20 protein-coding genes are annotated in these 17,493 nt (G+C 60.8%); 18 read left to right on the top strand and 2 right to left on the bottom strand.

Features of this window, described 5'->3' with window-relative positions:
- The 18 genes from APH41_RS25150 to APH41_RS25065 all read left to right on the top strand — a co-directional run.
- The coding region (locus tag APH41_RS25150) for a phosphate acyltransferase (protein ID WP_054922140.1) at positions 1-677 on the top strand (677 nt) is incomplete at its 5' end.
- Between the two features lie 126 nt (positions 678-803).
- Complete coding sequence (gene fabD / locus APH41_RS25145) at positions 804-1,742, top strand: ACP S-malonyltransferase (RefSeq protein ID WP_054897933.1); 939 nt, start codon at positions 804-806, stop codon at positions 1,740-1,742.
- A gap of 24 nt (positions 1,743-1,766) precedes the next feature.
- A complete protein-coding gene (fabG, locus tag APH41_RS25140) occupies positions 1,767-2,510 on the top strand; it encodes a 3-oxoacyl-ACP reductase FabG (protein ID WP_003189275.1) in 744 nt (247 codons plus the stop codon).
- Positions 2,511-2,701: 191 nt separating this feature from the next.
- Positions 2,702-2,938, top strand: coding sequence for an acyl carrier protein (gene acpP / locus APH41_RS25135; protein ID WP_003175607.1), 237 nt, complete (start codon positions 2,702-2,704; stop codon positions 2,936-2,938).
- Positions 2,939-3,048: 110 nt separating this feature from the next.
- Positions 3,049-4,293 carry a beta-ketoacyl-ACP synthase II gene (gene fabF, locus APH41_RS25130; protein ID WP_034128438.1) on the top strand — a complete coding sequence of 415 codons (1,245 nt, stop codon included), beginning with the start codon at positions 3,049-3,051 and terminating at the stop codon, positions 4,291-4,293.
- Positions 4,293-5,108, top strand: coding sequence for an aminodeoxychorismate lyase (gene pabC / locus APH41_RS25125; protein ID WP_054922138.1), 816 nt, complete (start codon positions 4,293-4,295; stop codon positions 5,106-5,108). Before fabF ends, pabC begins: the two co-directional genes overlap by 1 nt.
- Before the next feature lies 1 nt (position 5,109).
- Positions 5,110-6,246: an endolytic transglycosylase MltG gene (gene mltG / locus APH41_RS25120; RefSeq protein ID WP_054922136.1), complete on the top strand. Its 1,137-nt coding sequence runs from the start codon at positions 5,110-5,112 to the stop codon at positions 6,244-6,246.
- 19 nt (positions 6,247-6,265) lie between these two features.
- Positions 6,266-6,898, top strand: a complete 633-nt coding sequence (gene tmk / locus APH41_RS25115) for a dTMP kinase (RefSeq protein WP_054922134.1) — start codon at positions 6,266-6,268, stop codon at positions 6,896-6,898.
- Positions 6,891-7,880, top strand: a complete 990-nt coding sequence (locus APH41_RS25110) for a DNA polymerase III subunit delta' (RefSeq protein ID WP_054922132.1) — start codon at positions 6,891-6,893, stop codon at positions 7,878-7,880. The genes tmk and APH41_RS25110 overlap by 8 nt, the downstream gene beginning before the upstream one ends.
- Positions 7,881-7,942: 62 nt before the next feature.
- A complete protein-coding gene (locus APH41_RS25105) occupies positions 7,943-8,728 on the top strand; it encodes a TatD family hydrolase (RefSeq protein ID WP_054922130.1) in 786 nt (261 codons plus the stop codon).
- 445 nt (positions 8,729-9,173) lie between these two features.
- A complete protein-coding gene (locus tag APH41_RS25100) occupies positions 9,174-9,839 on the top strand; it encodes a TetR/AcrR family transcriptional regulator (protein WP_034128432.1) in 666 nt (221 codons plus the stop codon).
- Positions 9,840-9,978: 139 nt separating this feature from the next.
- A complete protein-coding gene (locus tag APH41_RS25095; protein WP_019817203.1) occupies positions 9,979-10,947 on the top strand; it encodes a GTP 3',8-cyclase MoaA in 969 nt (322 codons plus the stop codon).
- 111 nt (positions 10,948-11,058) lie between these two features.
- On the top strand, positions 11,059-11,664 hold the full coding sequence (locus APH41_RS25090) for a DUF4823 domain-containing protein (RefSeq protein WP_034128431.1): 606 nt from the start codon (positions 11,059-11,061) through the stop codon (positions 11,662-11,664).
- 16 nt (positions 11,665-11,680) lie between these two features.
- Positions 11,681-12,241 (top strand): DUF1285 domain-containing protein, encoded by a 561-nt coding sequence (locus APH41_RS25085; protein WP_034128430.1) that lies wholly within the window; start codon positions 11,681-11,683, stop codon positions 12,239-12,241.
- A 70-nt stretch (positions 12,242-12,311) separates the two neighbouring features.
- Positions 12,312-13,025, top strand: a complete 714-nt coding sequence (locus tag APH41_RS25080) for a GntR family transcriptional regulator (protein WP_054897937.1) — start codon at positions 12,312-12,314, stop codon at positions 13,023-13,025.
- A complete protein-coding gene (locus tag APH41_RS25075) occupies positions 13,022-14,023 on the top strand; it encodes an ADP-ribosylglycohydrolase family protein (RefSeq protein ID WP_054922127.1) in 1,002 nt (333 codons plus the stop codon). The genes APH41_RS25080 and APH41_RS25075 overlap by 4 nt, the downstream gene beginning before the upstream one ends.
- A 130-nt stretch (positions 14,024-14,153) precedes the next feature.
- Positions 14,154-15,620 (top strand): cytosine permease, encoded by a 1,467-nt coding sequence (locus APH41_RS25070; RefSeq protein ID WP_054922125.1) that lies wholly within the window; start codon positions 14,154-14,156, stop codon positions 15,618-15,620.
- A complete protein-coding gene (locus APH41_RS25065; protein ID WP_054922122.1) occupies positions 15,613-16,524 on the top strand; it encodes a PfkB family carbohydrate kinase in 912 nt (303 codons plus the stop codon). Before APH41_RS25070 ends, APH41_RS25065 begins: the two co-directional genes overlap by 8 nt.
- A 116-nt stretch (positions 16,525-16,640) precedes the next feature.
- On the opposite strand, the gene APH41_RS25060 is transcribed toward APH41_RS25065, so the two are convergent.
- Together APH41_RS25060 and APH41_RS25055 are read right to left on the bottom strand one after the other, a co-directional pair.
- Positions 16,641-17,021, bottom strand: a complete 381-nt coding sequence (locus APH41_RS25060; RefSeq protein ID WP_034128425.1) for a hypothetical protein — start codon at positions 17,019-17,021, stop codon at positions 16,641-16,643.
- Between the two features lie 48 nt (positions 17,022-17,069).
- Complete coding sequence (locus tag APH41_RS25055) at positions 17,070-17,336, bottom strand: hypothetical protein (RefSeq protein ID WP_032895690.1); 267 nt, start codon at positions 17,334-17,336, stop codon at positions 17,070-17,072.
- Positions 17,337-17,493 lie beyond the last annotated feature (157 nt).

Genomic DNA, 17,493 nt, shown 5'->3' with positions numbered 1-17,493 from the left:
TGGCCTTGTCGCGGCACGTGCTCAAAACCCTGCCGGGTATTGATCGGCCGGCAATGGTGGCGGCGATCCCGACGCAGAAGGGCTATTGCCAACTGCTGGACCTGGGCGCCAATGTTGATTGCAGCGCCGAGCACCTGCTGCAGTTCGCCGTAATGGGCTCGGTGGCCGCCGAAGCGCTGGGCGTGGCCCGACCCAGGATTGCCCTGCTGAATATCGGTACCGAGGACATCAAAGGCAACCAGCAAGTCAAGCTTGCCGCCACCTTGCTACAAAGCGCGCGGGGCTTGAACTACATCGGCTTTGTTGAAGGTGATGGTTTGTACCGTGGTGAAGCTGATGTGGTGGTGTGCGACGGCTTTGTCGGTAATATCCTGCTCAAGTCCAGCGAAGGCCTGGCAACCATGATTGCTACGCGTATTGAAGCTTTGTTCAAGCGCAACCTGGGGGCGCGTATGGTGGGAGCCTTGGCGTTGCCCCTGATGCGACGCTTGCAGGCTGACCTGGCGCCAGCACGGCACAACGGTGCAAGCTTTCTTGGCTTGCAGGGCATTGTGGTAAAAAGCCATGGCTCGGCCGGTGTGCTGGGCTTTCAAAGTGCAATTGCGCGGGCCTTGATCGAGATTCAGGAGAACCTGCCGCAACGCTTGCACGGCCGTCTCGAGGATCTGTTGCCTTAGGCGAATTGGCCCGGGAGTGCTTAAATGTGACCGGCCAGTTCAATTGACCATCCAATCAGTCAGTTTCGTTCGCGCCCACCGTAGGCGCGAGCATTTTTGACGACCAGATCATTAGGGGCTTGTTACATGTCTACATCCCTCGCATTCGTCTTTCCAGGGCAGGGTTCGCAGTCCCTCGGCATGTTGGCCGAGCTGGGCGCGCAATACCCGCTGATCCTGGACACCTTCAAGGAAGCTTCCGACGCCCTGGGTTATGACCTGTGGGCACTGACCCAGCAAGGGCCGGAAGCATTGCTCAACCAAACCGATAGAACCCAGCCGGCCATCCTGACCGCTTCGATCGCCCTGTGGCGCTTGTGGCTGGCAGAAGGCGGCGCACGCCCTGCCTTCGTCGCGGGTCACAGCCTGGGCGAATACAGCGCCCTGGTGGCCGCGGGCAGCCTGACCTTGGCTGAAGCGGTCAAGCTGGTCGAGCGTCGTGGTCAACTGATGCAAGAAGCCGTTCCGGCCGGGCAGGGCGGCATGGCCGCTATCCTGGGCCTGGACGACGCGGTGGTGATCGAGGCCTGCGCCGAAGCGGCGCAAGGCGAAGTGGTCAGCGCGGTGAACTTCAACTCCCCAGGTCAGGTGGTGATCGCTGGTGCCAAGGCGGCCGTCGAGCGTGCCATCGAGGGTTGCAAGGCCCGTGGCGCCAAGCGAGCGCTGCCATTGCCGGTGAGCGTACCGTCCCACTGCGAACTGATGCGCCCGGCGGCCGAGCGCTTTGCCGAGTCTATCGCTGCCATCAACTGGCAGGCGCCGCAGATCCCGCTGGTGCAGAACGTCAGCGCGGCCGTGGCCGCCGACCTCGACACCCTCAAGCGCGATCTGCTGGAGCAACTGTACAAGCCAGTTCGCTGGGTTGAATCGGTCCAGACCCTGGCCGCCAACGGTGCCACCGAACTGGTCGAATGCGGCCCGGGCAAAGTCCTGGCGGGCTTGAACAAGCGCTGCGCCGACGGTGTGTCGACCGCCAACCTCAATACCCCAGAAGCCTTCGCTGCCGCTCGCGCGGCACTGGCCTGAATCCCGTACTTAGGAGAAGCCTGCATGAGTCTGCAAGGTAAAGTTGCACTGGTTACCGGCGCAAGCCGTGGCATTGGCCAGGCGATCGCCCTGGAGCTGGGCCGTCAGGGCGCCGTTGTGATCGGCACCGCCACCTCCGCCTCGGGCGCCGAGCGTATCGCCGCGACCCTGAAGGAAAACGGCGTGCAAGGTACCGGTCTTGAACTGAATGTGACCAGCGATGAGTCCGTGGCTGCCGTACTGGCCCAGATCACTGCTCAGTTCGGTGCACCGGCTATCCTGGTGAACAACGCCGGGATCACCCGTGACAACCTGATGATGCGCATGAAAGACGACGAGTGGTACGACGTGGTCGATACCAACCTGAACAGTCTGTTTCGCCTGTCCAAGGGCGTTTTGCGCGGCATGACCAAGGCGCGTTGGGGCCGAATTATCAATATTGGCTCCGTAGTGGGTGCCATGGGCAACGCAGGCCAAGTAAACTACGCCTCTGCCAAGGCCGGCCTGGAAGGTTTCAGCCGCGCACTGGCGCGTGAAGTCGGCTCGCGGTCGATTACGGTCAACTCGGTGGCCCCTGGGTTCATCGACACCGATATGACCCGCGAACTGCCGGAAGCACAGCGCGAAGCCTTGCTGACGCAGATTCCGCTGGGCCGTCTGGGCCAGGCCCAAGAGATCGCGAATGTGGTCACTTTCCTGGCATCTGACGGTGCGGCATACGTGACTGGGGCTACAATCCCGGTTAACGGCGGGATGTACATGAGTTAAATTGTGACGGATCGCTTCAAAAAAATGTCATACGAGCTGTCTAAAATCCGTTATAAAGCTGCAACTTAATTTATAGGCAGGTGGCCGACCGGGTACAGGGTGAAGCTTTCAGTTGAAAAGCTGAAATGGCTTTCTATACACTTACCCACTGGCCAGCTGCCTGAATTTGTCCATTAGGAGTTAAACAAGGTATGAGCACCATCGAAGAGCGCGTCAAGAAAATCGTCGCCGAGCAACTGGGCGTTAAGGAAGAAGAAGTGGTCAACACTGCTTCCTTCGTAGAAGACCTGGGTGCCGATTCCCTTGACACCGTTGAGCTGGTGATGGCTCTGGAAGAGGAATTCGAGACCGAAATCCCGGACGAAGAAGCTGAAAAAATCACTACTGTTCAAGCTGCCATCGACTACGTTACTAGCCACCAGGCGTAATAGTTTGTAGTCGTCGCTTGCTGTCAGGGAAAAACCGCACTGCTGTAAAGGCGTGCGGTTTTTTCTTTAGCGGCGATGAAAAGTGTCGTCATTAGAAAAAGGAGAGTGCTGTGTCGCGTAGACGCGTCGTAGTCACCGGTATGGGTATGTTGTCGCCACTGGGTACGGATGTGCCGAGCAGTTGGCAGGGCATTCTGGCTGGCCGCAGTGGTATTGGTCTGATCGAACACACGGACCTTTCTGCCTATTCCACCCGTTTTGGCGGCTCGGTAAAGGGCTTCAATGTCGAGGAATATCTCTCGATCAAAGAATCCCGCAAGCTCGACCTGTTCATTCAGTACGGCCTGGCTGCCGGGTTTCAGGCTGTGCGTAACGCCGGCCTGGAAGTCACCGACGCCAACCGTGACCGCATCGGCGTGGCCATGGGTTCAGGTATTGGCGGTCTGACCAATATCGAAGAAACCAGCCGCACCTTGCATGAGACTGGCCCACGTCGAATTTCACCGTTCTTCGTACCGGGCTCGATCATCAATATGATTTCCGGCTTCCTGTCCATTCATCTGGGTGCACAGGGACCGAACTACGCAATCGCCACGGCGTGTACCACAGGTACCCACTGCATTGGCATGGCTGCACGCAACATTGCCTACGACGAAGCCGACGTGATGATCGCCGGCGGCGCCGAAATGGCCGCGTGCGGCCTGGGCATGGGCGGCTTCGGCGCGTCTCGTGCGCTGTCGACCCGCAACGACGAGCCGACCCGTGCCAGCCGTCCGTGGGACAAGGGCCGTGACGGCTTTGTGCTCTCCGACGGTGCCGGTGCGCTGGTGCTCGAAGAGTTGGAGCACGCCAAGGCGCGTGGTGCCACTATCTACGCCGAATTGATCGGGTTTGGCATGAGCGGCGATGCTTACCACATGACCTCGCCGCCGTCCGATGGTGCGGGTGCTGCGCGTTGCATCACCAATGCCCTGCGCGATGCGAAGGTCAACCCCAACCAGGTGCAGTACATCAACGCCCATGGCACTTCGACCCCGACCGGCGACCTGGCGGAAGCAGAGGCCATCAAGTCGGTGTTCGGCGAGCACGCCTATAAGCTGGCGGTCAGCTCCACCAAGTCCATGACCGGCCACCTGTTGGGTGCGGCGGGCGCGGTCGAGGCGATCTTCAGTGTGATGGCAATCAGGGATCAGGTCGCTCCGCCGACTATCAACCTTGATGAGCCGGACGAAGGCTGCGACCTGAACTTCGTGCCCCACGAAGCGCAGCCCATGCCGATCGACGTGGCGATTTCCAACTCGTTCGGTTTCGGTGGCACCAACGGTTCCCTGGTGTTCCGCCGGTTCGCCGAGTGATGCACAGCTGGGTCGACGGTCAGCCAGCGGACAGCGCGCCCCTGAAAGATCGCGGCCTGGCCTATGGCGATGGGGTGTTCGAGACCATCGCCGTCAAGGCCGGGCAGCCGTTGCTGCTCGACCGTCACCTGCAACGCCTGGAAGAGGGTTGCAGGCGTTTGGCATTGGTGGTGGATCACGGGTTGATTCGCCACGAAGTGCTGAGCTTCGCCGCCGCCCTTGGCGACGGTATTCTCAAATTGATCCTCACCCGTGGCGACAGCTTGCGCGGTTACGGCATCAACCCTGGCGCCCCGGTGCGCCGCATCATGCAGGGCAGTGCGCCCGCTGTTTACCCGCCCATCCATGAAGTCGAAGGCGTGCGCCTGTTCGCGTGTGCCACGCGCTTGGCGCAGCAGCCGCTGCTGGCCGGTATCAAGCACCTCAATCGCCTGGAGCAGGTGATCGCGCGTGCCGAATGGCAAGATACCGAACATGCCGAAGGCCTGATGCTGGATATATCTGGCCGGGTGATCGAAGGCATATTCAGCAATCTTTTCCTGGTGAGCAACGGCTTGTTACTAACCGCTGATCTGAGCCGTTGTGGCGTTGCGGGCGTGATGCGCGCCGAAGTTCTGGCCCAGGCACAAGCGCTGGGCGTCCCGGTGGCCGTGGCCGACATCAGTTTGGAGCAGTTGCAACAGGCCGATGAAGTCTTCGTCTGCAACAGCGTTTATGGCATTTGGCCGGTGCGAGGCTGCGCTGCGATGAGCTGGCCGGTTGGGCCGCTCACCCGTAAACTGCAGGGCATTGTTCGCGCGCTATTGGATATTTGAGTTGATACGAAAACTGGTGTTACTGCTGCAGATCAGCCTGATCTCGGCGGCTTTGCTCGTGGGCTTTTCTGCCTGGAAACTCGACTCTGCCCTCAAGCAGCCCCTGAAGCTGCCTCAGGAGCAGTTGCTCGATGTACCTGCTGGCGCTACGCCGACGGGCACCTTCAATCGTCTGGAAGCCGACGGCGTGCTCGACGATGCATTCTGGTTGCGTCTGTACTGGCGCTTCAACCTCGAAGGCCAGCCACTGCACAGCGGCGAGTACCGCATGAGCCCGGGCCTTACCGCCGAGGGTTTGATCGGCCTGTGGCAGCGCGGCGAAGTGGTGCAGTACAGCCTGACCTTGGTGGAGGGCTGGAATTTCCGTCAGGTGCGCACCGCCCTGGCCAAGCATGAAAAGATCGTGCAGACCCTCGCGGGCCTGACTGACAGCGAAGTGATGGATAAGCTTGGCCACCCAGGTGTGTTTCCTGAAGGGCGGTTCTTCCCCGACACCTACCGTTTTGTCCGCGGCATGACTGATGTCGAGTTCCTGAAAAAAGCTTACAACCGCCTGGACGATGTACTCGCCCAGGAGTGGAGCAAGCGTGCCGCCGACGCGCCCTACACCGACCCTTACCAAGCACTGATAATGGCGTCGCTGGTAGAAAAGGAGACCGGTGTGCCTCAGGAGCGCGGGCAGATTGCCGGTGTGTTTGTGCGTCGCCTGAAGATCGGCATGCTGCTGCAGACCGACCCCACCGTGATCTACGGCTTGGGTGAGCGCTACAACGGTAAATTGACCCGCGCCCACCTCAAGGAAGCCAACCCCTACAACACCTACATGGTTGCTGGCCTGCCGCCCACGCCCATCGCGATGGTCGGTCGCGAGGCGATCCATGCAGCACTGAACCCGGTACCGGGCAGCAGCCTGTATTTCGTCGCCCGTGGCGATGGTAGCCATATATTCTCGGATAACCTGGATGCGCATAATGCCGCCGTGCGTGAGTTCCAACTCAAGCGCCGTGCCGATTACCGTTCCAGCCCGGCACCGGTGGTGAAACCGCCTGAAGATTCGGCACCTTCCAGTGATGCGCCTACCCCCGACGCTCCGATCGAGCCCGCGCCGGACACGACCGCGCCGCAAAGCCCGCAATGACTCTGACTAAGGACTGCCTGTGACTGGCTTGTTTATTACCCTGGAAGGCCCGGAAGGCGCCGGCAAAAGCACTAACCGTGACTACCTGGCCGAGCGCCTGCGTGCGCAGGGCATCGAGGTGGTGCTGACCCGTGAGCCGGGTGGTACGCCGTTGGCCGAGCGCATTCGCGACGTCCTGCTGACCCCGGGTGACGAGCCGATGAATCCGGACACCGAGTTGCTCCTGGTGTTTGCCGCCCGTGCCCAGCACCTGGCCGAAGTGATTCGCCCGGCCCTGGCGCGGGGTGCCGTGGTGATCTGCGACCGGTTTACCGATTCCACCTACGCCTACCAGGGTGGGGGCCGGGGGTTGTCCATGGAGCGCATCACCGCCCTGGAAACCTTCGTGCAAGGCGATCTGCGCCCCGACCTGACCCTGTTGTTCGACCTGCCGGTGGAAGTGGGCATGGCCCGCGCCAGTGCGCGAGGTCGTCTGGATCGTTTCGAGTTGGAAGGCCAAGCCTTCTTTGATGCAGTGCGCAGCGCTTTCCTGCAGCGCGCCAAGGCTGAGCCCGCACGTTATTACCTGTTGGACGCCGCCCAGCCGCTGAGCCGCGTGCAACAGGCTATCGACGCGCTGCTGCCCACTCTGTTGGAGCGTAGCCGTGGCTGAGTCCTACCCGTGGCAGGACGGCCTCTGGCAGCAACTGGCGGGGCGCGCCCAGCACGCCCACGCCTATCTGCTGCATGGGCCGGTGGGCATCGGTAAACGCCACCTCGCCGAACGCCTGATGGGCAGCCTGTTGTGCCAACGCCCGGTCAATCTGGAGGCATGTGGCGAGTGCAAGTCCTGCCTGTTGCTCAAGGCTGGCAGTCACCCGGACAACTATGTGCTGGAGCCCGAGGAAGCGGACAAGGCCATCAAGGTCGACCAAGTGCGCGACCTGGTGAGCTTCGTGGTGCAGACCGCGCAGATGGGCGGGCGCAAAGTGGTGCTGATTGAGCCGGTTGAGGCGATGAACATCAACGCGGCCAACGCCTTGCTCAAAAGCCTTGAAGAGCCGTCCGGCGATACCGTGCTGTTGCTGGTGAGCCACCAGTCCAGCCGCTTGTTGCCGACCATTCGCAGCCGTTGCGTGCAGCAGGCTTGCCCGTTGCCCAGCGAAGCCATGAGCCTGCAATGGCTGGCGCAGGCGTTGCCGGAATGCAGCGCAGAAGAACGAGGCGAGTTGCTGACCCTGGCGGCTGGCTCGCCTTTGGCGGCAGTGAAGCTGCAGGCTCAGGGCGTGCGCGAACAGCGTGCACTGGTCGCGGATGGCGTGAAGAAACTGCTCAAGCAGGAATTGTCCGCCACGCAACTGGCCGAAAGCGCCTGGAAGGATATTCCGCTGTTGCTGTTGTTCGACTGGTTCTGCGACTGGTCCAGCCTGATCCTGCGCTACCAGCTCACCCAGGATGAGAACGGCCTGGGCTTGGCGGATATGCGCAAGGTCGTGCAATACCTGGCGCAAAAAAGTGCCCAGGACAAAGTGCTGAACATCCAGGACTGGATCCTCGCCCAGCGCCAGAAAGTCCTCGGCAAGGCCAACCTCAACCGCGTGCTGTTGCTCGAGGCGTTGCTTGTGCAGTGGGTCGGCCTGCTCGGGCGCCGTTAAATTCCGTGGCTGACGGGTGTATCGTTGGCCCTACCTCTTTTGTGACTTAAGCTCAGATTCCTATGCTCGTAGATTCCCATTGCCACCTTGATCGCCTCGACCTTGCCCAGCACGGCGGTTCCCTCGACGTCGCCCTTGAAGCTGCCCGCCAGCGTGGGGTAGGGCACTTCCTGTGCATTGGCGTCAGCGCCGACAACGCCGCCGACGTCAAAGCCCTGGCTGATCGCTACGCCGACGTCGATTGCTCGGTGGGCATTCACCCGCTTGACCTCAAGCCAGGCGAAGCGCCGGCTCTGGACTGGCTACTGGGCGAACTCAACCATCCGCGAGTGGTGGCCATTGGCGAAACCGGCCTGGACTATCACTACGAGCCTGAAGCTGCCGAGTTGCAGCAGGCCTCGTTCCGCCTGCACCTGCAAGCCGCCCAGCAGACGGGCAAGCCGGTGATCGTCCACACCCGAGGCGCCCGTGCCGATACCCTGGCCTTGCTGCGTGAAGCCGCGTTGCCGCAGGCTGGCGTGTTGCATTGCTTTACCGAAGACTGGGACATGGCCAAGGCGGCCCTGGACCTGGGGTTCTATATTTCCCTGTCGGGCATCGTCACCTTCCGCAATGCCGACGCGCTGCGCGATGTGGCCCGCCAGGTGCCCGCCGACCGCCTGCTGGTGGAAACCGACTCGCCGTACCTGGCGCCCATCCCCCATCGCGGCAAACCGAACTTGCCCGAATATGTACGTGACGTGGCTGATTACCTGGCGATGCTGCGCGGTGAGTCGTACGAGCGCTTTGCCGAGCAGACTACCGAGAACTTCAAGCGCCTGTTCCCGCTGGCCCACGTAGCCGGTTAGGGCGGCCGAATCCCAGGCAAAAAAAACCCGGGTTCTGGGGGGTGAATCCGGGCTAAGACCATTAGGAGTAAAACAAGGGCACGCAGTCCGTCGGTACCCAGGTCGACGCGTCACTTGGGGGAGATGTCGCGCCGACAGTTGAAGTATTGACCACTATCCCATTCAGTCCAGTCGTGATTGATCGTTTTTTAAACAGATTTGGAATACGCGGCCTTCGCTTGAGTTCTCATTGCGCTGATGGGCAGGTTCAGGTGTTGCGTATTATTTCTGACTGATAACGGCGAAATCGTTGGTGCATTGAAAGTTATGTGCCTGACGGGTTCACATAGACATTGCCCAACGACCGTTCAGTCGGGATAATCCCTCGCACCGGGTAAATCGTATCGCCACGTATCCATGGCCCTGCGCAACCCTCCCTATTTCCGACCTTTGCAGACTCTTCCTCATGCACAAAGAACCCCGTAAGGTCCGTGAATTTCGCCGCCGTGAGCAGGAAATTCTCGACACCGCGCTCAAGCTGTTCCTCGAACAAGGTGAAGACAGCGTCACCGTCGAGATGATTGCGGATGCCGTGGGTATCGGCAAAGGCACGATCTACAAACACTTCAAGTCCAAGGCCGAAATCTACCTGCGCCTGATGCTCGACTACGAGCGTGATTTGAACGAGTTGCTGCACTCGGCGGATGTCGACAAAGACAAGGAAGCCCTGTCCCGCGCTTACTTCGAGTTCCGCATGCGTGACCCACAGCGCTACCGCCTGTTCGACCGCCTGGAAGAGAAGGTGGTCAAAGGTCACCAGGTGCCGGAGATGGTCGAGGAGCTGCACAAGATCCGCGCCTCGAACTTCGAACGCCTGACCCTGCTGATCAAGGGCCGTATCAGCGAAGGCAAGCTTGAAGACGTGCCACCGTATTTCCATTACTGCGCCGCCTGGGCCTTGGTGCATGGCGCTGTGGCGCTGTACCACTCGCCGTTCTGGAGCAATGTGCTGGAAGACCAGGAAGGTTTCTTCCAATTCCTGATGGACATCGGCGTGCGCATGGGCAACAAGCGCAAGCACAGCCCGGAACTGCCGGGCGCCGAGAAGAGCGGCGACACCCCTGCCACGTAAGTCATTCGCCACAGTGATGGCGCAACGATTTACTGCCAGGCGCAGTAACCCAGGAATATACTCAGGCAAGGACCTTGCTAAAAGCTGAGTTATGAGTCAGCTTTTAGCGCGCCCGAATTATCCTCTGCCGGAGTGATCCATGATCGTTGATCGTCAAGGCAGGCGTTTTCGCAATTTGCGGATCAGCCTGACTTCAGCCTGCAATTATGCGTGTACCTATTGCGTGCCTGACGGCAAGCGGCTGGTGGCTGCCCAGGATGAACTGTCGGCCGAGGCCATGGCCCGAGGCGTGGCTTACCTGATCGAAGCGGCGGGTATCGAGCGCTTGCGCATTACCGGCGGTGAGCCGTTGGTCAGCCCCAAGTTGGAAGCCTTCATGGGGGCGGTAGGGCAGATGGGCCTGAGCGACATCAGCCTGACCACCAACGGCCAACTGCTGGCGCGTAAACTGCCGTTGCTGGTGGCAGCCGGTATTCGGCGCATCAATGTCTCCCTCGACACGCTGGATGCCGACGCTTTCCGCAGTATCGCCCGTGGCGGCGACCTGGCCACCGTGCTCGATGGCATGGACCAGGCCAGTGCTGCCGGAATCAAGATCAAGGTCAACATGGTGCCGTTGCGCGGCCAGAACCTGGACCAGGTGATGCCGTTGCTCGATTACTGCCTGGCGCGTGGCTACGAGCTGCGCTTTATCGAACTGATGCGCATGGGGCACCTGGCCAAAGACTCCAACGCGTTCCTGCAACAGTTCGTCAGCTTGCAACAGCTGCTCAGCTTGATCGGCGAGCAACATGAATACCTGCAAGCCAACGCACCCGTCGATGCGACGGCGGTACGCTACGAAGTGCCGGGCAAAGGCTTCTTCGGTGTGATCGCCAACGAGAGCGTACCGTTCTGCCGTACCTGTTCGCGGTTGCGGTTGTCCTCCACCGGTTGGCTGCATGGGTGCCTGTCGTCCAGCAATCGCCATTATGTCGGTGACTTGCTCGATCAACCGCGTCACCAGGCGTTGCCGGCGTTGCAGGGCTTGTTGATGAAGGCCTTGGCTGACAAGCAGGAAGTGGCGTTCTCCGGCGGTGCCACGATCATGAAGATCATTGGTGGCTAAGCTAGATATTGCGGGTTCACACATTTGATTTGTAGCGCAGCTGAATGGCGCGGATTCTGCATCCCACGCCCCATCCGCCGGTTTCCTGTCACCGGCCTCTGGAGGATTAGGATGCGTAGTCTGGTTTTGCTGCTGGCGTCATTGGCCCTGGGCGGTTGCATGACCGTCAGTGATATGGCCGAAGGCACCCGCTATCAGATGAGCGATGCCGGGCTGCTCGATCACAGCGATACGCGCCGTACTGCCTCGGTGCGCATACAGCCGGACTCCTTTGTGTTTATCGCCCAGGGCGCCTTCGTGCCGCCGGGCAGCGCCTACCCGCGGCCCAATGTAGTGGCCGAGGAAGCATTCAATGGCTTCGTTGAATATTTCCCCATGGTGCGTCGCGCCCGCCAGCCCGAAGGTCTTGAACAGGCCATGGCCGAAGCCCGTGCCGTCGGTGCTCACTACCTGCTGTATTGCCGTTTTGCGGCAGCCGATGACCGTATCGGCAACGCCGACGAGTGGACCGACCAGCAAGCCCTGGACCGCCTTGGCCTGGACAGCGGGGTGATCCAAGTCATGTTGATCGAGACCAGCACCCAGTATTTGATTGATACTGCACGTATTCGCAGTCGTGGCGGTTTACTGACGTTCCACGACACATCGCCACAAGATTTGATCGCTCGCCCCCTGGCGCAATATGCCCGCGGTTTGCTGGGTATGAGTGATCAGTAAGACAGAGGAGCCCGCCATGACCGATTCCGCCAAGGCCAATGATCTATTGGCCCAACTGCCCAAGGGCAAGGGGCCGGCACCGGTGCATTTGTGGAACCCGGATTTCTGCGGCAACATCGACATGCGCATCGCCCGCGATGGCACTTGGTTCTACCAGGGCACACCTATCGGGCGAAAGCCGATGGTCAAGTTGTTCTCCAACATCATCCGCCGCGATGGCGATGATTATTTCCTGGTGACGCCCGTGGAGAAGGTCGGCATCCGTGTCGATGACGCACCCTTTGTTGCAGTGACACTGGAAGTGCAAGGGCAGGGCGAAAGCCAGGTATTACGCTTTACCACCAACGTCGACGAACAGGTCGAGGCAGGTCTCGAGCACCCGCTGCGGGTGGTGACCGACCCTATCACCCAGGAACCCGCCCCCTATGTGCGCGTTCGCACCAACCTCGAAGCCCTAGTGCATAGAAACGTTTTTTACCAGTTGGTGGAGCTGGCGGTGAGCCGTCCGATCAACGGTCAGAACTGGCTTGGCGTCTGGAGCAGCGGGGAGTTTTTCCCCATCGGCCTGGAGCCCTGAGGCGGTTTTTGTCTTCAGCCTGAAATAATCCTCTTGCGGTAAACGCGCGCTTTCGGTTATCAATTTGTACATGATTAGACATGTTCGATTTGATAAGAAAAAACGCGTCGTCGATGAGCTCATCCGCCGTATCGAAGGTGGAGTCATGGCCGACGGCTTTCTGTTGCCGGGCGAGCACCAACTGGCCGAGGAGTTTGCGGTCAGCCGCGGCACGCTGCGCGAGGCGCTGGCCGAGCTCAAGCGTCGCAACTACATCGCCACCCAGAGCGGCGTCGGTTCGATTGTCACCTTTGACGGCATGGTGTTGGACCAACGCAGCGGTTGGGCCCAGGCCTTGGCCGATACGGGCGCCCATGTAAGCACCGACGTCCTGCGTTTCGAAGCCGTGACGCGCCCGCATCTGTTCAGCCGTTTCGGCACCGACCAGTTCATTACCCTCGACCGCCTCCGGCGCACGGCTGACGGTACAGCGGTGTCGCTGGAACGCTCGTTGATGCCGGCCGTTGGCGATCTGGAAAACCTGCCCCACATTGGGCTGATCGATAATTCCCTGACCATCACTCTGGCCGCCTACGGCTACGTCGGGGCCGACGGTGACCAGTGGATCGGTGCTGAACCCCTGAGCGATGAAGACGCCGAATTACTCGGGCGCCCCAGCGGTACGGTATTTCTCAAGGCGTCGCGCACCACCTATGATCGTCGCGAGCGTTTCATGGAGCATGTCGAAAGCCTGCTTGACCCGTTGCACTTTCGCCTGCATCTGCAGTTTGGAGCGTCGAAATGAGCCGAGAAAATCGCGCACTTGGCGCCTTTTATGGCCTGGCCCTGGGCGATGCCTTGGGCATGCCCACCCAATCCTTGAGCCGCGAGCAGGTACAAAAGCGCTTCGGTGCTATCACCGCCTTGGAAGATGCCGACGCGGACCAGCCCATTGCGCCCAACATGCCTGCCGGTTCCATCACCGATGACACCGAACAAGCCATCCTGGTTGCCGAGTTACTGGTGCAAGGCCAGGGCAAGATCGAGCCCACCGTGCTTGCCCAGCGCCTGATCGACTGGGAAGCGGGGATGCGCGCCAAGGGTTCCCAGGACTTGCTCGGGCCGTCCACCAAACGCGCAATCGACATGATCCTCGCCGGTCATACTCCGGAGGAATCCGGGCGCTACGGCACCACCAATGGTGCGGCCATGCGCATCACCCCGGTGGGCATCGCCGTCGATGTCAGCGACCCGGCGCGGTTTATCCAGGCGGTGATCCAGGCATGCCAGGTCACCCATAACACCAACCTGGGTATTTCCAGCGCTGCGGCCGTGGCGGCGGTGGTCTCGGCTGGCATCAATGGCGTGGACCTGGGGGAAGCCCTGAATATCGGGACCCAGATTGCCCGACAGGCCGAAAGCCATGGTCACTGGATCGCGGGCGGACGCATTTCTACCCGCATCAGTTGGGCTCGCACCCTGAGCGTCGGCAGCGGCGACAAAGCGTTGTTTGCCGACCTGCTTTACGAGTTGATTGGTACTTCGGTGGCTTCCCAGGAATCGGTGGTGGTCTCGTTTGCCTTGGCCCAGCAAGTGACGTCGGGTGATATGAATGCCTTCGAAGCCCTGTGCCTGGCGGCCAGCCTGGGCGGCGACACCGACACCATTGCCGCGATTCTGGGCGCCATGCTGGGGGCGTGCCTGGGTATGCAGTGCTGGCCTGAGGCGTTGGTTGAACAGGTCAAGCGGGTCAATGGCCTGGACTTGCAGCCGCTGGCCCAAGGGTTATTGGCCTTGCGATAAACACGGAACCAAATGTGGGAGCTGGCAAGCCAGCTCCCACATTCAAAAGCGTTGGGTCAGGAAGACCGGATAAAGATTCGACTCGCTGCCACAACCACAACAACAATACAGGCATCAGGAGCCCCCCTTAATGAGCAGCCCCTCTTCCGGCCAAACCGCCGGGCAACTGGAAACACGCGGCATTGAGCCGGTCCCGGAAGGCGAGTGCAACGGTCATCCGCTGCAACTGTTCTGGGTGTGGTTCGCGGCCAATATCAGCATCCTCGGCTTGCCCCTTGGTGCAACGCTGGTGGCGTTTCGTGGCCTGGCCATCTGGCAGGCGATCATCGTCGCGATTCTTGGCGCCGCGGGCTCCTTTGCCGTAGTGGGCATCATCTCCATCGCCGGTCGCCGTGGTCGTGCGCCCAGCCTGACCTTGTCCCGCGCCATTTTCGGTGTGCGCGGCAATATCGGCCCGACATTGGTGTCGCTGATGTCCCGCCTGGGTTGGGAAACCGTCAACACCACCACCGCAGCCTTCGTATTGTTGTCGTTGAGCTCCATCCTGTTCGGCTCGGCAGTGGAGGCCAAGAGCGCGCCGGTGCTCACCCTGATCTTCATTGCCATCTTCGTGCTGTTGACCCTGGCCGTATCGGGCCTGGGCCACGCCACGTTGCTGGTGATCCAGAAGTGGGCCACCTACGTATTCGGCGGCCTGAACATTCTGGTGGGCGGCTTTCTGTGTGCCACCATCGACTGGAGCGCGGTGTTCAACGCCACCCCGGCGCCGTTGAGCGCGATGATCATTGGCGTAGGCACCATGGCTGCCGGTACCGGTATCGGTTGGGCCAACGCCGGTGCAGACATGTCGCGTTACCAGCACCGCAGCGTCAAGGCCGTGCGCCTGGTGGCCTCCGCCGCGTTTGGTGCAGGTATCCCGCTGGTGCTACTGATCACCCTGGGTGGCCTGTTGTCGGTGGGTAACAATGACCTGGCATCGGCCACCGACCCCATCATCGCGATCCGCGACATGCTGCCGACCTGGATGGCCGTGCCGTACCTGATCACCGCGTTCGGCGGCCTGTTGCTGTCGAACAACCTGTCGGTGTACTCGGCCGGCCTCACTACCCTGACCCTGGGCTTGAAGGTCAAGCGCGTGCATGCAGTGATCGTCGATATCGTGGCGATTTTTGCCGGCTCCATCTATTTCATGCTGATCGCCGATAGCTTCTATGGCCCGTTCATTACCTTCATTTCGCTGCTGGCGGTGCCGATCACGGCGTGGGTCGGGATTTTCGTGGTCGACCTGATTCACCGTCATTACTACAGCCCCACCGACCTGCTGGACGTCAGCCCCAACAGTGCCTACTGGTATCGCGGCGGCGTGGAGTGGCGTGCATTTGGCGCCTGGGCCGTGGCTATTGTGCTGGGGTTCAGCTTCACCACCATCGGCACCACCGCCGAAAACATCTGGTTTGCCGGGCCGCTGTCCGACTCCTGGCTGGGCCACAACGGGCTGGGCTGGATCGTGACCTTCGTGGTGGCTGGCGGAATATATGCAGTCTTGGGCGGAGCGTCTGACCGTCGTCCGGGTTTAGCAGAGAGCGCCAATGTCTAGATTGCTGCACACCGGCCAGGTCATTGTCGACCTGGTCATGGGCCTCGACACCCTGCCGGCAAGCGGCGGTGACGTGCTGGCCAACTCCGCCAGTTTCCAAGTCGGTGGCGGTTTCAACGTAATGGCTGCGGCACGGCGCAATGGGTTGCCGGTGGTTTATCTGGGCCGCCATGGCGATGGGCGCTTTGGCGAGCTGGCGCGTGCCGCGATGCAGGCCGAAGGTGTTGAAATGGCCTTGGCGGCCAGCGCTGGCAAAGATACCGGGTTGTGCGTGTCGCTGACTGAAGCGAGCACCGAACGCACCTTCATCTCCTATCTCGGTGCCGAGGGTGAGCTCAGCGCCGACGACTTGGCTCAGATCGTCCCGCGTATCGATGATTATGTGTACGTCAGTGGCTACAGCTTGCTGCTTGAAGGTAAGGCGCAGCCGTTGCTTGACTGGCTGCTGGCGCTGCCGCGAGAGATCGTGGTGGTATTCGACCCGGGCCCGCTGGTCAAGGCGCCGGACTCGGCGTTGATGCGTGCCTTGTTGCCGCGTATCGACATCTGGACCAGCAATGGCCCTGAAGCCCTCGCGTTTACCGGGGCGGCGGATATGAGTCAGGCGCTGCCCATGCTGAATCAGCACTTGCAGGCACTGCTGGTTGTGCGTGATGGACCAAATGGTTGCTGGGTAGGGCGTGGGGCAGAGACTGAGCATGTACCTGGCTTCAAGGTGCAGGCGGTAGACAGCAATGGTGCGGGGGATGCGCATGCAGGGGTATTTATTGCCGGGTTGGCGCAGGGCTTGAAACCCGTTGAGGCGGCGCGTCGAGCGAACGCAGCGGCGGCGTTGGCGGTGACGCGTTGGGGGCCGGCCACTTCACCTGGCGTCACCGAAGTCGACGCATTGCTGGCTGAGTAAATACGCACAACCCTGGGGGAGCGGGCTTGCTCGCGAAGGAGGTGTATCAGTTAAAGCATGTGTTGACTGACACACCTCCTTCGCGAGCAAGCCCGCTCCCACAAAGGGTTCTGCGTCTAACCTGCTTTTTTCAGCGCTTGAATCAACTCATCTTTGCGCATGGTTGAGCGCCCAGGAATATCCTTAGCCCTCGCCTCTTTCATCAAACTTTCCTTAGTCTGCGTACCCAGCGAAGCCCCACTGCTGCGCGGGTGGCCTTCACGGCTGGCAGCGGCACGCTTGGCCGATTCCTGCCGGTCCTGGGTTTTCTTGGCCGGTGCTTTGCGCCTGCCTGATCCGCCGGCTTTTTCACCACCGCCGGACTGTTTGTTGACGGTCGCCCAGGCGCGGGCTTCGGCTTCGTCCTTGGGCAACCCCTTATGCTCATAACTGTCTTCGATATGAGCGGCCTTGCGTTTCTGTTCGTCGGTGTATTTGGCTTTGCTTCCACGAGGCATCGCTAAAACTCCCTCTGGCCCCAGTCGCGGGGCCAGGCCAGAAATGGATTACTGAGTACTTTGAGCGTCGAGCTTGCGCGCCTCATCCACACCAGAAGCGGTGAGCTTGATCGGCAGGTTCAACGCGTATTCGCCGGCGTCGTCGGTGGTCACATGCCCATCCTTGATCAGCCCGCGGTCCTGCAGGAACGCCAAGACACTGGCGACCTCTTTTTCACCGCGGTAATTGTCCAGCACCTCCTTGCCCAAGCCTTGCGGATGGGCGTGCAGCAGGCGGGTGAGGACTTCTTTTTCAAGGTTTCTATCGACGTTCATGCGTACCTCTTCACTGGGAAATGGTCGGGTGTTGGTCGTACCAAGGGTGCATCAAGGCGCTGGTTGTTTCTGCGCGCCGGGGATGTTCGAGTCGTCGCCCTTGTTGATCTTCGGCTCATTGTTGCTCGTGCCAGGGCCCATCTTGCCGTTGCCTACG

This window comes from Pseudomonas sp. NBRC 111138, assembly GCF_001320835.1.
GTDB classification, from domain to species: domain Bacteria; phylum Pseudomonadota; class Gammaproteobacteria; order Pseudomonadales; family Pseudomonadaceae; genus Aquipseudomonas; species Aquipseudomonas paracarnis.
This window is presented reverse-complemented; position numbering and strand designations above follow the sequence as displayed.

Excerpts from the sequence above, each read along its gene's own strand:
- fabD (WP_054897933.1), top strand. The coding sequence starts at position 804 with ATGTCTACATCCCTCGCATTCGTCTTTCCAGGGCAGGGTTCGCAGTCC.
- fabG (WP_003189275.1), top strand. The coding sequence starts at position 1,767 with ATGAGTCTGCAAGGTAAAGTTGCACTGGTTACCGGCGCAAGCCGTGGC.
- acpP (WP_003175607.1), top strand. The coding sequence starts at position 2,702 with ATGAGCACCATCGAAGAGCGCGTCAAGAAAATCGTCGCCGAGCAACTG.
- pabC (WP_054922138.1), top strand. The coding sequence starts at position 4,293 with ATGCACAGCTGGGTCGACGGTCAGCCAGCGGACAGCGCGCCCCTGAAA.
- APH41_RS25105 (WP_054922130.1), top strand. The coding sequence starts at position 7,943 with ATGCTCGTAGATTCCCATTGCCACCTTGATCGCCTCGACCTTGCCCAG.
- APH41_RS25100 (WP_034128432.1), top strand. The coding sequence starts at position 9,174 with ATGCACAAAGAACCCCGTAAGGTCCGTGAATTTCGCCGCCGTGAGCAG.
- APH41_RS25095 (WP_019817203.1), top strand. The coding sequence starts at position 9,979 with ATGATCGTTGATCGTCAAGGCAGGCGTTTTCGCAATTTGCGGATCAGC.
- APH41_RS25090 (WP_034128431.1), top strand. The coding sequence starts at position 11,059 with ATGCGTAGTCTGGTTTTGCTGCTGGCGTCATTGGCCCTGGGCGGTTGC.
- APH41_RS25085 (WP_034128430.1), top strand. The coding sequence starts at position 11,681 with ATGACCGATTCCGCCAAGGCCAATGATCTATTGGCCCAACTGCCCAAG.
- APH41_RS25080 (WP_054897937.1), top strand. The coding sequence starts at position 12,312 with ATGATTAGACATGTTCGATTTGATAAGAAAAAACGCGTCGTCGATGAG.
- APH41_RS25075 (WP_054922127.1), top strand. The coding sequence starts at position 13,022 with ATGAGCCGAGAAAATCGCGCACTTGGCGCCTTTTATGGCCTGGCCCTG.
- APH41_RS25070 (WP_054922125.1), top strand. The coding sequence starts at position 14,154 with ATGAGCAGCCCCTCTTCCGGCCAAACCGCCGGGCAACTGGAAACACGC.
- APH41_RS25065 (WP_054922122.1), top strand. The coding sequence starts at position 15,613 with ATGTCTAGATTGCTGCACACCGGCCAGGTCATTGTCGACCTGGTCATG.
- APH41_RS25060 (WP_034128425.1), bottom strand. The coding sequence starts at position 17,021 with ATGCCTCGTGGAAGCAAAGCCAAATACACCGACGAACAGAAACGCAAG.
- APH41_RS25055 (WP_032895690.1), bottom strand. The coding sequence starts at position 17,336 with ATGAACGTCGATAGAAACCTTGAAAAAGAAGTCCTCACCCGCCTGCTG.